The 14,335-nt window shown below is 39.4% G+C and carries 14 protein-coding genes; 4 read left to right on the top strand and 10 right to left on the bottom strand.

The features are described from left to right. Window positions 1-64 precede the first annotated feature (64 nt). Both JWG40_RS18460 and JWG40_RS18455 read left to right on the top strand, forming a co-directional pair. The gene (locus JWG40_RS18460) at window positions 65-1,420 is read left to right on the top strand and encodes an MFS transporter (RefSeq protein ID WP_205287227.1); all 1,356 of its coding nucleotides are present in this window, start codon (window positions 65-67) and stop codon (window positions 1,418-1,420) included. Further along, a complete protein-coding gene (locus tag JWG40_RS18455) occupies window positions 1,417-1,644 on the top strand; it encodes a hypothetical protein (protein WP_002971906.1) in 228 nt (75 codons plus the stop codon). Before JWG40_RS18460 ends, JWG40_RS18455 begins: the two co-directional genes overlap by 4 nt. Before the next feature lie 24 nt (window positions 1,645-1,668). Here the strand turns inward: JWG40_RS18455 and JWG40_RS18450 are convergent, their stop codons facing one another. From JWG40_RS18450 to JWG40_RS18435, 4 genes are all read right to left on the bottom strand, one after another. Beyond that, window positions 1,669-2,478, bottom strand: coding sequence for an LIC13212 family protein (locus tag JWG40_RS18450; protein WP_205287226.1), 810 nt, complete (start codon window positions 2,476-2,478; stop codon window positions 1,669-1,671). Window positions 2,479-2,547: 69 nt separating this feature from the next. Beyond that, entirely contained in the window at window positions 2,548-3,594 is a 1,047-nt protein-coding gene (locus JWG40_RS18445) for an alpha/beta hydrolase (protein ID WP_205287225.1), read from the bottom strand. After that, complete coding sequence (locus JWG40_RS18440) at window positions 3,594-5,099, bottom strand: DUF2779 domain-containing protein (RefSeq protein WP_205287224.1); 1,506 nt, start codon at window positions 5,097-5,099, stop codon at window positions 3,594-3,596. Before JWG40_RS18440 ends, JWG40_RS18445 begins: the two co-directional genes overlap by 1 nt. Beyond that, the gene (locus tag JWG40_RS18435; protein ID WP_205287223.1) at window positions 5,092-6,084 is read right to left on the bottom strand and encodes a helix-turn-helix transcriptional regulator; all 993 of its coding nucleotides are present in this window, start codon (window positions 6,082-6,084) and stop codon (window positions 5,092-5,094) included. The genes JWG40_RS18440 and JWG40_RS18435 overlap by 8 nt, the downstream gene beginning before the upstream one ends. A gap of 63 nt (window positions 6,085-6,147) precedes the next feature. Between JWG40_RS18435 and JWG40_RS18430 the strand changes: the two genes are divergently transcribed. Beyond that, window positions 6,148-6,918, top strand: a complete 771-nt coding sequence (locus JWG40_RS18430; protein WP_205287222.1) for an LIC13411 family adhesin — start codon at window positions 6,148-6,150, stop codon at window positions 6,916-6,918. 2 nt (window positions 6,919-6,920) lie between these two features. On the opposite strand, the gene JWG40_RS18425 is transcribed toward JWG40_RS18430, so the two are convergent. The 6 genes from JWG40_RS18425 to JWG40_RS18400 all read right to left on the bottom strand — a co-directional run bounded on the left by JWG40_RS18425 (window position 6,921) and on the right by JWG40_RS18400 (window position 12,555). Continuing rightward, window positions 6,921-7,283 (bottom strand): LIC13410 family lipoprotein, encoded by a 363-nt coding sequence (locus JWG40_RS18425; protein ID WP_205287221.1) that lies wholly within the window; start codon window positions 7,281-7,283, stop codon window positions 6,921-6,923. A 35-nt stretch (window positions 7,284-7,318) separates the two neighbouring features. Beyond that, window positions 7,319-8,572, bottom strand: a complete 1,254-nt coding sequence (locus JWG40_RS18420) for an MFS transporter (RefSeq protein ID WP_205287220.1) — start codon at window positions 8,570-8,572, stop codon at window positions 7,319-7,321. 3 nt (window positions 8,573-8,575) lie between these two features. Next, window positions 8,576-9,256, bottom strand: coding sequence for a biliverdin-producing heme oxygenase (locus JWG40_RS18415; RefSeq protein WP_205287219.1), 681 nt, complete (start codon window positions 9,254-9,256; stop codon window positions 8,576-8,578). Window positions 9,257-9,335: 79 nt separating this feature from the next. After that, entirely contained in the window at window positions 9,336-10,466 is a 1,131-nt protein-coding gene (locus JWG40_RS18410; RefSeq protein WP_205287218.1) for a hypothetical protein, read from the bottom strand. Then, window positions 10,463-11,239, bottom strand: coding sequence for a GNAT family N-acetyltransferase (locus JWG40_RS18405; protein WP_205287217.1), 777 nt, complete (start codon window positions 11,237-11,239; stop codon window positions 10,463-10,465). Before JWG40_RS18405 ends, JWG40_RS18410 begins: the two co-directional genes overlap by 4 nt. 113 nt (window positions 11,240-11,352) lie before the next feature. Continuing rightward, window positions 11,353-12,555, bottom strand: coding sequence for an acyltransferase family protein (locus JWG40_RS18400; protein WP_205287216.1), 1,203 nt, complete (start codon window positions 12,553-12,555; stop codon window positions 11,353-11,355). A gap of 142 nt (window positions 12,556-12,697) precedes the next feature. Between JWG40_RS18400 and JWG40_RS18395 the strand changes: the two genes are divergently transcribed. Further along, window positions 12,698-14,329 (top strand): hypothetical protein, encoded by a 1,632-nt coding sequence (locus JWG40_RS18395; RefSeq protein WP_205287215.1) that lies wholly within the window; start codon window positions 12,698-12,700, stop codon window positions 14,327-14,329. Window positions 14,330-14,335 lie beyond the last annotated feature (6 nt).

Raw genomic sequence — 14,335 nt, 5'->3', positions numbered from 1 at the left:
AGATTTAGGAAAGGGAGGGAAACTCTTTAATTACTTTCAACCAAGGAAAATTCAAACACCCTCTATGTCCCAAGACAGAACCCCGGAAGCCAAAAAGAAAAAAAACCGTGAAATTTTTGGATGGTGTATGTTCGATTTTGCGAACTCCTCCTACACCACCGTTATCATCAGTGTTGTTTATTGTGAGATTTTTACAAGACTGGTTGTTCCAGCAGATATGACCTCGGACAATCCGTACCGAATGGGAAATTCCCTTTGGGCTTGGGCACTAGCCGCGTCCTATTTGTTCGTTGTCTCTACTGGACCTATATTTGGTGCCATTACGGACTACAGTTCTAAGAAAAAACTTTTTCTTTTCTTAAGTTATGTAGGTTGTGTGATCGCGACTTTTTTACTCTACTATGTGGAACCAGGAATGGTTTGGCTTGGGATGGTTCTTGTTGCCCTTTCCAATTTTTTCTTTGCTTCGGGCGAGAACTTCGCCTCTAGTTTTTTACCCTTTCTTGGTTCCAAAGAGGACCTAGGTAAAATTTCGGGTTATGCTTGGGGGATTGGTTATTTCGGTGGGATTGGTTCTGTGGCTCTTGCCACCACTCTTGGTGATTACACTTTAGACAATTTCCAAAACTTAAAGTTAGTCGGACCTTATACTGCCATCTTCTTTTTAATTGCTGCAATCCCTACTTTTCTCTTTTTGAAAGAACCACATTTGCCACTTGGTGTTTCTCATAATGTAAATTATTTTAAGATTGGAAAAGACCGTGTGATCCAAACCTTAAAGGATGCAAGTCACTTCAAAGATTTAATGATTTATTTGGTTTCTTTGTTTTTTACTATGGCGGCCCTTGCCATTGTGATTTCCTTTGCTTTCATTTATGGATCACAAGAAATTCATATTGAGGCCGAACACAAACAAGCCATGTTTATCTTTATCCAGATTTTTGCTGCTGTAGGTGCCCTTGCCTTCGGTGTGATCCAAGATAGTATCGGTGCTAAAAAAACATTCAATCTTACGCTTGTTCTCTGGCTTGTGACCTGTGCTTTGATTTATTTTGTATATGACATCACAAACTTTGCCAATGCCACTCTTGGTAAAACTTGGACCGTGCAATGGGTATTTGTTTTCATTTCTTCCCTAGCTGGAATGGGACTTGGTTCCACTCAATCTGCTTCTAGGGCTCTTGTGGGTATCTTTAGTCCTGAATCCAAATCGGGAGAGTTCTTTGGAATGTGGGGTCTATCTGGAAAAATTGCGGCCGCAGCGGGACTATTTCTATTTGGATACATCCAAACATTAGTATCACTTCGGAATGCCTTCCTTGTGGTTGCTTTCTTTTATTTTCTATCACTACTCATTAACTTGTTTGTAAATGAAGAACGGGGAGTGGAAGCGGCACATCGTTTCCAAGAAAAATCATGATAGTAGAAGATGAAGACGATTTCGAATTACACCAGAGCCAAAGAAATTTGGCCCTGGCAACCATCGATGAACTTATGTTAACGAAGATGGATCTACTTGATGCAGAAAAAAAAGTGCCTCGTTTTATCAACAATGCACTTTCGTATTTAAAGAGGAAGTATGTAACAGAGGAGCAAACGATATCGCAGCTCCTCATCAGTCGGCGGGAAAAACAACAAACTTAAAAAGTGCGGTTCTCTTTTTACTTTTTAGTTTGTATTATAGTCCAGAATTTTTGTGATCATTTGTTTTTGATCTAGTTCAATACTGCGTAATTTGAATGCAGTTTGTTTCGAAATTTTACGCAACATTTTCTTGTAAGATCTCATGATATGTTTTTGTTTATCATAAGGGAGTGGGTCTTTGTCATCATTTAAAACCATTGCAATATCAGGTTCTGCCGGTTGCACAGGATCATTTGGCCAAATGGTATCGGAAGTAAGGGATCTATAGTATTCCAAACGAATATCGGAATTTGTATCTAATTTAGCTTCACCTTTTTCATCTTTGTCAGGACTTTCTGATTTTGGTGATGGGTTTACAAGCCTTCTCATTTCCTTTACATGGATCGTTCCGTCTGCATTCACTCGGCGAAAAGCCAGAATGATTTTGTCTAAATCACTATAGTCTTCTTTAGGGTAAATGTATGCAATTCCATCATACAAAAAAACCGTCGGATAATCGATGTAAGACTGTCCTTGAGGAAGTTTGATTTCCAAATAGGGTTTACCATCTTTGTCTTTTTTATAGAGTTCTTTGTGTTCATCGGGAGTATGAGCCAAGTATTGCGCAGCGGTTTTATCCACCCCTAAATCTTGGAGTTTTTTCATTTTTCGTAAGTTCCCAATGATGTTTGCGTGTAGGGTGTCGATTTCGTTATCGCCAAACCCGTTTTTTCTTTGAAGGTCGATTTGTTTTTGGGTCTCACGTTCCTTTAAGGTAGCAGAAGCCGGTTTTTCAGCGTAGAGGGCCGAAATCCCAAGTAGGAAAGAGAGAGCGATGGAGAATCGTAGAATCATGACGTACCTCAGAGAATTCTGTCCTTTATAGTATCGAATCCTTCCTTGTCGATTCTTGAATGGATTAGATCAGATTTTTCTTGTAGAAAAAAAACGGTTCAGGGAAAGGAAAAGGTCCTGTTCTGCTTCTTTGGCTTTGGGGATGAGGCCTGTCAGTTGGATGTATCCATGTACGAGAGAAGGAAAAAGGCGTTCTTCCACCTTCACCCCGGCCGATTGTAAATGTTTGGCATAGGTTTCCCCTTCCTCGCGGAGTGGGTCATAACCGGCGATTCCGATGTAAGTGGGGGGAAGGCCTTTTAGTTCTTTGGAGTCAGCTAGAACCGGTGAGTTGGTAGAAGTGAGTCTGTCTTTTTTGTTCGGAAGATAGTTTTGGATGAACCACCGCATAAGGGAACGTGTGAGGACATAACCTTCACCAAAAAGTTCGTAAGTCTCTGACTCTTTTGCTGTATCAAGCATCGGGTAGAGAAGGGCTTGGAATACAGGAACAGGAACTTTGTCTTTTTTGGCTCTCTGACAAAGGGTTGTGGCAAGTAAGGCTCCTGCACTATCTCCACAAACGGCAATGGCGTTTGGTGATCCTCCAAAGAGGTAAGCGGTGTTACGAACATATTGGTAAGCAAGCCAAACATCATCATGGGCAGCGGGATAAGGATGTTCCGGCGCCAAACGGTAATCGACAGCAATCACAATGCTTTTTGTGTAATGAGACATTTTCCGACAGAAATTATCATGTGTCTCCAAATTACCAATGGTGAGTCCGCCACCATGAAAGAAAAGGATGGTGGGGAGGTTTCTTTTTTGTGGGTTTGCGTTGTAGACTCGGATAGGAATGAAAGAGGCGCTGGGAGTGGGAATGAGTTTGTCTTCGATGTGTGGGATGGGAAATTCCGGTTCATCGAAGATCCGCATTTGATCGCGGTAGTGCCGACGTGCCTTTTCTGGACTCATTTGTTCCATTTTGGGAAGGAAACGTGCAATGTTACATGCCAATGCACAACGCGGATCCAAAGCGCTAGTTTCCGGTTGGTTGTTCTTACGAACCAAAGTGGAAATCCAATGTTCTGGTAACGAAAAGACAAGTTGTGCGACTGATTTTTTGATACCTAACATTAAATAACCGATAATCGTTCTAATAACATTCTATAGATTAAAAACAAACCGTAACTATCAAGTTTGCAGTATGCTTTCAAATCCTCCAGAACACGTTTTTTTTCCTCGGCTGTCACCTGCTTTTTTATTAATCTTAAATATTGATAATTTGCATCTTGTCCTTCGCGAATAGAAAGTCCGCCATGGCTTTCTGTACTAAAACAAGGCAGAATTTCTTTTAAAGATGCTTTGCCATTTTGACCGGGATGGTAGATCCAAAGTTTCTTAAAAGGCATCGCTAGGTCGATAAACATCGATTTGACTCTATCCCAAAACTCTAAAAACTCCGGAAAGGCTATGGCCGTCTCTTGGATGATCAGTTTTTCAAAGAAATCATTGAACGAGAAGATGGTCATCTCTTCAGGAAGGTCTTTTTGTAATTGGGTTATGAGGGCAAGTCGGGGATCTGCGCCCACATCTTCATGTAAGTAGGTTTTATGGGTTATAATATCGGTTTCCGTATCCCAAATGTGTAAGGAATAGAGGTAGGGAACATGTTGGAATGGCCTTGTGTTCGGATAGAGGGGAAGGTAGGGATTGATGGACTCAAAATCTAAAAATGCTACCGTTTTTGTAACATTTGTTAGGTAATTTTCAAAAGCATTTCGGTCAAAGTAAGTTTTCCCTGAGATATGGGCCTGTTTTTGTATCTTTTGGATGGGTGTAAGTTCAGAATCGGGAACAGATTCGTACGAATTGTACCCCATGGCGAACCACTGTTTGGCTAATTCGGAACTGTCTCGAAAATCAAAGATCTCTTTGGCATTTTCTTTCCCTTCGGCACAATGATTTGGCGATAAACAGGTTTTTAGGGAACGGCAACTGGGTTTGGAATCGAGAAATGAAAACTGTACAGATTGTTCGTTTGTTCTTTCTACTTCAGAGATAAATTGTTTCCATTCTTCTTCGCGTGTACCCAATTCCGATTCCATTCTCGGTGTTATGTCTTCTAAGAGTAAGTAGTCTTCGGGAAGGATAGGCCCACCAGGGAAAAGATATTTTGTTTGGATACGAATGAGTTTGTACCCAAGGATGTTGAGTGACATTCCTTCTGCCACTTTCTTGTGAAAGTAAAAGGAACGAAGGATGTCTTGTTTGACCGAACCAATCGGGCGAAAGTCCCAAAGAATCCAACCATCTCTTTCCGGATCGTATTCTAAATATTCTACAGTGGAAACAAATGGATTCGAACGCAGGTGGGCATGAAATATGGACTTTTTTTCCAAAATCCATTCCCTGGTTTTTAAAAAACTCTCTTCCCTTTCCATTGTTTTGTCAATGGTCGCTGAAGTTGGGAATCGGCTTTTGCACAATTGGAGAAAATCTCCCCATTCCAAATAACCACCGTAAGATGAGGATTGGGGTTTGGGAACAATTCCTTCCCTTACCAAATGGAAAGCATTTTTACATCTTAAGTATTGTAAATACTGAGACTTGGTAACGGGTGTAACCGGTTGATCAAACAAATTGATACAAGTCTTCCCAATGTTTTGTATAGGATTGGAAGTTTTTCTTCCAGTCTTCGGAAGTGGAGACAAGAGCTTCAGGAGAAAGGACAAAAAATTGGAAAAGCGCATTTTGATTGGTTGTTCTCACTCGATATTCGTCACTCGCTTTTTCAAAACTCGCACCTTCTAAAAACAACTTCCAACGGTCCTCGTAATCAGGATTGATTTGAAAAGGAATTTCGATTTCTGGATGTTTTGTTAGTAACAAGGGGTGAAAGTTGAGATCTTGGTTTGTAATTTTAAGATTGGATTGGAACTCTTCTTTAGATTCTTTTTTAACAGTGATTTTGGGAAGTATGAATCGTCGTAAGGATTTTTTTCCGCGATCATAAGCAAGTAGATAGAAGTCCGTTGTATTTTTGCGAACAAGTCTGTAAGGCTCAATGATTCTTTCGTTTGCATCAAATCCATATTGGATGGTAAGGGCTCTTTTGTCTTTGATGGCTTGGAGGATTTTTTCAGTGTTCGCAGTGTCGGGGATTTCCTCCGACACTGCTTCTTCTTTTGGTTGTTTGGCGAATTTGGGAATGAGATCCAAATGATGGGAGAATAGTTTTTGAGAGAGGCTCAATCCTTCGAAGGTAGGTTCTTGGGCAAATAAAACTTGTGAAAGGTATTCTAACTCTTCTTTGGTGAATTTAAGAGTTCTGTCGATGGATTCTTTCTCTAAATAATAAGGAAAATAGTCTTCTGATTGGTAACCAAATTGAGCTACCTTGATATTGAATCCAAGGTTTTTGAGTTGGTTTAGGTCGCGGTAGAGTTTTTTACGATCCGATTCCCTATCTTCATTTTTATAGAACCGAGGCATGATGTTGCGAAACTTTTGGAAACTAATCCCTTTTGGTTCGCGGAGGAGATTGAAAAGAAGAGCAAAGAGACGAACTTCCGTCTCATTCATTTTTTTCACTTCAATCATCGGGAAGTCTTCAAAAGAAGCCATATCTCTCCAAACTGTGTGTTTTTTTGATTCCGAAAAGTAGAAAATGAAAAAAACTGGAAAAGAATGCGATTCATCGGACTCCTCCTAAGCCTTTCCTTTTTTCTGCAATGTGCAACCTATTGGAAAAATCGTAAAAATGATTTTCAGGACATCGTCACCGTTGGTGCCGAAACACCCATGTATGGAGCAGCTGTTAAAGTGGGCCCACTTCCCATTGGGGTTCTTTTCCAAGGCGGGGAGTCGGAGATGGGGAAAAAAGATTTGGGCCGAGGAATTGGCCTTCGTGGTGGGCAGTTCGGGACCTATCATTCCCAACAGCTCGTCTTTGGTGTATTAGGTGGTGAAAGTTTTCATTCGGGACTTCCTACACTGGACGCCAAAGGAAATTGGCTTGTGGATAAAAAAGGAATCCCTCTTACGAGCGATGAAAGGGCCAATGTAAAAAGTTATAAGATGCGGTATTATTCTTACTGGTATGATCCAGTCAAAGATCGCAAAAAAAGAAAAAAAGAACACTTCCGCCGCGAACTCACAAAGGACATTGTTGCCCAAACTGGACAGAAGGAATTTTTGATTTATCTTCCTCCAGAAGATCAAAAACCTTTTGGGTATCCCCCTGGTTATTCTTGGAATTTGGAATTGGTTGCAGGTGTTTATGGTGGTGCGAGACTTGGATTCAATGTGGCAGAAGCTTTTGATTTTTTGTTAGGATTCACCACCGTTGATTTGTTAGATGATGATGTGGAAGGAAAAGCCAAACCAAGTTTCCCTGGTTTCCCTTTTCCTGCTCCCACAGATGCGGAATTAGAAACAGAGTCCGAATCCGCAGAATGATTTTATAGTTTGAAGTCTTTGGCTGTGATTTTGTTTTTGGGATCAAATGTGAGTTTCAAAAACTTTTCCACTACATCTGGTTTTTCTTTGAGAGTATAGTACTGTTCGGGAACATCACGATCTTCTGCAAAGTACCATACCATAACCGTTCCGGTAGGATCGATTGATTTTTCAGTCGATTTGCCAAGAACCGCTTCCGTTTTTACCAAACCATCGCCTACTTTAATCATATCGATTTCTAATTTACGAAGTGCTGTGTGTGGATGAACTTTAGTGCTTCCTGCCTGAACTTTGTTTCCGGAAGTACAAGAAACTAAGAAAAGAACCGAAGTGAGTGTGCTGAGTATCAAAAGTTTTTTGATCATAAACCTTTACCTTAAAGATGGACTAAACAAAGATTCTACAGGATGGGATCGGGGTTGGCAAGTGATATCTTTTCTCTTTCTTCATCGATTCGACCCATTTTCCCCAAAATCTTTTTGAAAAAAGGAATGGTTAAAAACACAAGACCAATCTCCAAAAATCCAAAAAAGAAAGAGAGGGCAGAAAAACTATAAGCCGGTGGTAAAATCGATTCAAAGACCGTTTGCATTTGCACAGAAACAACAGGACCTAACATAAACCCAAGGGAACCCACACCGGTAAAAGCGGACATGGTAGTTGCAGTAAGGCCCGGCTTTGACATTTTACTTGCAAGCAACATGGAGGGAACAAACATCACACCCGCTCCCACCCCGCAGATGAGTAAAAATGTAAACAGGTACCAAAACTCATTGGTAGTGCCTGAAAGCCCAAGAAAAATTCCGTAAATAGTCGATCCAACAAGCACAAGAGGTAAAACACCTGTTTTGCGAGAGAGGATGGCTGATGGGTAGGAAAGTAAACTCATCGGAAATAAAACGAGTCCTAAAAACACTCCAAGCATCCCTGGATGGAAGGCTAATGTTTCCCTTAAGTGGATATTGAAAGAAGAGATAATAAACCCAACAGTAAAACGATCGATGAAGTTGAATAAAAAGGGAACAAATAAAAATGGATTTTCAAAGATTGCAACTTTTAAGTCGATTAGTTTAAAATCTTTGACTCTATGAATTCCTCTGTCTTTTAACATGAGTAAACTCATCAAACCAACAAAGATCAGAATTCCAGAGCCTACATAAAATGGCAAAAGAGGATTTTTTCTTCCGAGAATTCCGAGAGGCATTCCAAAGGCACCACCCAGGGACAAAAACATTCCCGTGATCCCCATAAGAATTCCTTTGCCATAATAACGTTTGTTATCCGGATCGTTTTCTCGATCGGCAGCGGAGCTAAGGAGGAGACCAATGATAAAAATGTGAGCTGCTCCCTCAAGGAATCTTAAAAAAAGAAAGAGTCCCATATCGGTAACAATGGTGAGTAAATAAAAAAGTCCTGCGTCCAAAAAACAAAAGAAACTAATGAAATACTTTCTGTTTTTAAAACGGTCAGATATGATTCCCGCAATCGGTGCAAAAAGAAAGGAACCGAGCATAGGGATACTTGTAAAGTATGCTACTTCCCAGTTGGACCCCATTAGCCGATCCTTCACAACATCCTTTACTACCGGCACAATCATTGTTACCGGCAACATGGATAAAAAAACTAAAGTTACGAGTGTATACGGGAATCCCAAAAATTAACCTGCTGGTAGGAGCGTTTGGTAACGATCCATTCCGATATTTTCTTTTAGATCGGAATCGAGTTCAATGAACAAAAATTTATTCAAATCAAAAGTGGCATTTGCCTCAGCCAATAGTTCTGCTTTCTGTGTATCGTTCAAAGGGAGTGTATCCAAGTTTTGGCGGTAGACCCCTTTGAAAGCCATAAGGTCTTCGATTTCAGGAAATTCATAAAAAGCAGTTCCTTCATTACCTTCCAATTCAAAAGTTTTTGCTACTACTTTTTTGATCGATTGTCCACCAGAAAGATCTCCCAGGTAACGGACGTAAGCTTGTGCGACCAGTAATTCCGGTTTTGTTTTTGCAATGTTTTTGATATGGTCGATGTAGTTTTGCGTCGCTTTGGAAATGGAACCACGAAGTTTTGTGCCGAACTTCTTTTGGAAGGTAGCGATGTCTTCTTTCAGAGAATTTTCCCGAAAAAGAGCTGGGAAGTAAAGTTTGGCAAGAATCGGGTTGTCTTTGTTTTGGCGGTAGAGTTCTTCCATTACTGTGTAAACGGCAAGTAGGCTTTCCAATTGGTAAGTATAAGTTTGGGAATCAAGACCCCCTCGAAAAATAGCCCGAATATAAGGAACTTTTTCGGTTTCCTGGTGTTTGTCGGCGGTTCCTTCTCGTAACATCATTGCTATGGACATAATGGCTCCTTGTTCTCTATGTGAGAATCAATCTCATATATGACACTACCCTGACAATTGCAGATACTGTCAAAGAAAATTATAGGGAATCTTCCTGGGTGGGAGAATTCCAGAATTCGAGAGGGGTGTTAGCCCTTTGTTCTGGATAGAGGAAGTAAGAAAGAAAGAAAACAAGAATCGAAACCACAATTCCAATTGTGGCTAGCACCACATCCTTTCCCACTTTGCGAAAAGTGTCCAGGTAAGGCAGGTCTTTGTAAGTGATGACGTTTAGAATGATTTCCCGACCAGCAAGGAGGCCAAGAAAGGCCCAGGTGGTGGACATGGGGACATTACTTACGTATTGGAAAAAGAATAACAAACTTCCATATACTAAGTCGACAATCGTGGCGGCCTTGGCCCATTGGATGTCTGATTTTTCAGAAACCACTCTTTGGATGGTTCCTCCGTTTGTGCGTATGATGACAAGAAGGGCCACAATGAGTATGAATACAGCGGTTAAGAATTCGATGATTCCTAATTGGCGTGGTAAAAAAACGGCGATATTGGCAGTATCTTGTAATAACCATGCCACCCATAAATACATAGTGGATAACCATTGTAACTGAGACCACCTTCTTTCTGTTACTGGGTCTGGTGTGTGAACTTCATGGTATTCGTGGGGATCAACTTTTACAAGAACCGCCCAAACGACAATAGCCACAAGAAAAGCTAGGCCATAACCAAAGAAGGATTTGGTTAACATTTGGTCGATACTTTTGCCACCAAACAAACCTAAAACGAGAAAGGTTGTGGAAACGGGGGCCCGAAGCCTTGTGATGATTACAAGCAATACAGGTGCGAGGAGTTGGAGTAAATTGAAGTCTTTGGTTTCCGGAATGGAATCGAGTCTATGGAAGTGGATTTCACCGCCATGTAAAAACCAAGCAACCAAATGGACAAAAAATAAAAGACCTCCGAAAACGAGGATCTTTTGGAGCCAGTGGACCGATTTTTTACTCTCGATAAAGGTTCCGATGGTTTGGACTGCATCGTTTCCGGCCACAGAGAACGATGCAATCGCAAAAGAAAACCATCCGAGATAATACCGAGGAAACCCCAGGAAATAACCGGCACAAATGGTAAGAACCAGAACTAGAGTAAAAAGAAAGAATCTAACTTGGTCCTTTTTTGTTGGGTGCTGGTAATCTATTTCCTGGTTAAGGCTCATGCATTCATGTAGTGTTTCGCGTATCTCTCCGTGATTTCCTTACGGTCGAAAAGAATAAACACATCTGTAGTACCAAAAACAGAATCCAGCGCAGGAATTCCACAGATTTTAGCACCTACTCGGAGGTATCCTTTCAAAAGTGGAGGGATATTTTTAGAGATTGTTTTAGGATCTTCTACATGAAAATTAGCGTCAAACCCAGGAAGGACGTAGTCTGGATTTGGGAACACCCGAAATTCTTCCGGAGCGATCGCTTCTTTGGCTTTTAAAAATCCATACGATTGGGAAGCAACAGCCGCATCAGTGGAGTGGATAGATCCACAACCCATCAAATAACGAACATTATGTTTGTTCATAAATTCAGCAAGACCTTGCCAAAGGAGTGAGATCACTGAACCATCACGGTATTCAGGATGAACACAAGAACGTCCTACTTCTGCAATTTCATCCGGTAGGTTATATATAGAAGTGATATCAAATTCGTTTTCACTGTAGAAACCGATTCCGTTTTTTGCATTTTGGCGTGTTAAAATGCGGTAGGTTCCTACAATTTTTTTGTCATCTGTAGATTTATCGATAACAATTAGGTGGTGGCAGTACAAATCGTACTCATCACGGTCTTTACGAGTTGCAGAAGATTGTGGCAGACCTTCTCCCATCTCTAAGTTGAACACTTCGTAACGTAGGGCAAGTGCTCTTTCAATTTCCAATTGGTTTTCAGCTAAACGAACTTCTAAGATTCGTTCTGTTTTGTTGATTGTATTTGGTTTCATCGGATTCTATCCTCTTGTTTATCTGAACAAAAGGTAACCACCCTTGGTTACGACAATGTGACAAAAGGGTGAATTTCGGATTTTGTTTGAGAAGGTTTAATATGACAACCTTGTTACACTTTTTTGAGCTGCTCTTTTTTGAGGATAAATGGATATTCTATAAAGCGGTATAATACAAACCCAACTAAAAAGCTGATGATACAATAAATGAGGAAGTAGGTCACATAGTAAACACCTGGGTGGATATTTTCTGGTTTTGTTATTAATCCTGAATTTCCGAGAATGGAAGATATAGTTAAATGCCAGAGATAAACTGTATAACTAGTCCTTGCTAAAAATACAATCGTACTTTTATAAATAGAACCTAGTTTCGTATCATACGCTCTTTCTTTTGTATGCAAACAAAAGATCAAAAGAAATCCATAACCAATATTAATTACGTTGTATTTGAAAGTCACGGATAGAAAAGAATCATTTCTTGGAATCAAATGGTTTATGGAGAGAAGTACTGCAAAAATTGATAGCGCTACGGAACTATTAAACAACTTTGATTTTAGAAAATCCTGTTTGTATTGGCCCCAATATGCGATCATGATCCCAACTATGAAAGCATCATAACGAGTTTCGGTGGAGTAATACATTTTTTCAGATTTAATGATCACTGCATCTGAATAAAAATAAAAAATACGGAAGAGGATGGCAATAAAGTAAAGAATACCCAGAAATGTCATCGTATGTTTTGGGTGTTTAAATAAAACGAATGTCATAAAGAAGGGGATAAAAAGGTAAAATTGTTCCTCTACCGACAAAGACCAAGTATGATCGTGAATTCCTTTAATGTAGTTTCCTACAAAGACAAAATCTGCCCAAGAAGAGCTAAACCTTGCTTTTAAGGAAGCGAAGTCGGAGAGAACAGCTACATCAGTAATCCCTTTTTTTTGAATTACATTGTCAATTAATAGAATTTGCAAAAAAGTTAATATAATAATAGTTGTAATAAAGAAATAATAGCCAGGAAATATTCTGAGAACACGATTTCTGAAAAACTTTTTAAAACTCATGTCTTTGCCCTTTTTGTGTGCACTAAAAAGTTGGTCTGAAATCAGGTAGCCACTTAACACGAAAAAAGCATCCAAAACTGATGTAAAGTTTGTGAAAAACCCGAAAAGTTCAGGGTTTACGTTAAAAGCTTCTTTGGCCAAGGTATGGCAAAAGTGAACCATAAGAACAAAAAGGATACCTATCCCTCGCATTGCATGAAGACTTAATGTTTCGTTTGGACGCAGGTTAGTTAGGTGATCAAAATACTTTTTCATTATCTCTGACAATAAGTTCAAGGGCGAATTCAGCTGTCAAGTCCATAGAATTAGAAAATTATGATTTAACAAGGATATTATGGGTTTACTCTGGTTCGGGCTCGTCCAAATGTTGTTATTTAGTTAGTCGATGAAAAAATCTTTGCGAATCATTCTAAGGTGTTTGGTTTTATTTGTAATCGCCTTCAGTTTTCTGAAGTTAATTGGTTATGTAAACTCCAATCAATCTAGAATTTTATTAGAAAATATGTCGTTTTCGGCCACAGACCCACCTACGGTAGGGCCGTGGCTGTATCGTGATATTTACTACCAGTTAGGTTGTTTTTTAGTTTTTGTGTTAGTTGGAGTGGTATATCTCTTTGTTCTGCCCCAAGACCTACGTTTGCATCAGGACAGATTTCGTAATTTGATTCTTTACATTGTGATGATTGTTGTTCTCTTAACGATTAAGTTAAAGGCTGATAGTTATTTACCTCTCAAAAAATACTTTGTCATTGCTTTTGTCATTACGCTTTATTTTTTATTCATTACTAGGCCGAATGTTTTTCAAAACCTCTACGATCGTTTTACAAAGCGAATGGATCTGGCGATCCTCGGTCTGGTTTTTGTTAGCACGATTCAGAGATTCACTGCCCTTTATTTTGATCCCTTTTCACTGATCAAGGGAGATGACCCGGAAACATACTTTTCTGCAGCCAAAGCCCTTTTTAGTGGGCAGGATTTATTGAATGGGTCATTTAGTCGGGGAATGACTTGGTTTCTATTTCATTGTTTTCAGTTGTTTGGCGAGGGACAATTGGTTCCAAAGATCATGATGATTTTAATCGGAGCAGTTGGGTTGTATTGTTTGCTTCGTTTTACTTTGGATTATACTGGAAGCAAGGCCGTTACTATTTTGGTCGCATTGTTTTATCTTTTTTCTAGCCATTATATTTCTTTCTCCAATCAATTTTGGAATGAAAACTTGTTTCATCCTATATTCTCAATTTATCTATTTTTACTTTTTAAATCCAAGTCAGGAAAAAACGTATATAAAAAATTGATTCATGGAATTACAGTTTTGTTTCTTGCTTTAGTTTTATCTGAATTCCGATCTTGGTTTCCACTTGTTTTTATCGTTTCTATTGTGGTGTATTATGCAAATAGTATATTTAGAATTTCGAATGTTGTGTATCCTGTATGTCTTTTGTTCTTTTATTTTGTAGCTAGTACTGGTGGTAAAGAACGAATCGACTCATCTGTACCTTTAATTGCTAGTTCAAGTATGGAGTTTAATTTTCTGGTAGGGAATAATCCGTATACACAGGGAACATACTCTAGGCACTGGTTGACTTATTCTGAAGAAGTTCAATTAAGCAAAAATAAAGATGAAATATTCCAACATATTTTACAGATAAACTTAAAAAATCCCCAAATTATCATTCAGAACTTATGGAAAAAAACGGTACTTTGGCTTTGGGGGGCAGGTGGGCCTCGGCCTCTAGCGGTGTATTATCAAAATCCCCTTTCCTTATCGCAAACTTTATACCGGTGTTTGCTTACAGTTTTCCTCTTTCTCGGCATTTACCAACTGGTAATAAAAAAAGAATTCCTAATTTGTTTTCTGTATTTAATAATTTTTTGGATACATTTAGTCTTTTTTGCCGACTATCGCTTTACACTCACTGCAATGCCTTTGCAGGCCATACTTGTTTCGTATGGATTATTTTCTATTGTGAAAGCAAATTGGTTTCGAAATAGTTTTTTAAAACAAAATGACTTCCTTCCTAATTGATTAAAA

Origin of the sequence: Leptospira abararensis (assembly GCF_016918735.1) — a bacterium.
Lineage (GTDB): Bacteria > Spirochaetota > Leptospiria > Leptospirales > Leptospiraceae > Leptospira_A > Leptospira_A abararensis.
The sequence above is the reverse complement of the archived record's forward strand: the minus strand, read 5'-3'. Positions and strand labels throughout refer to the sequence as shown.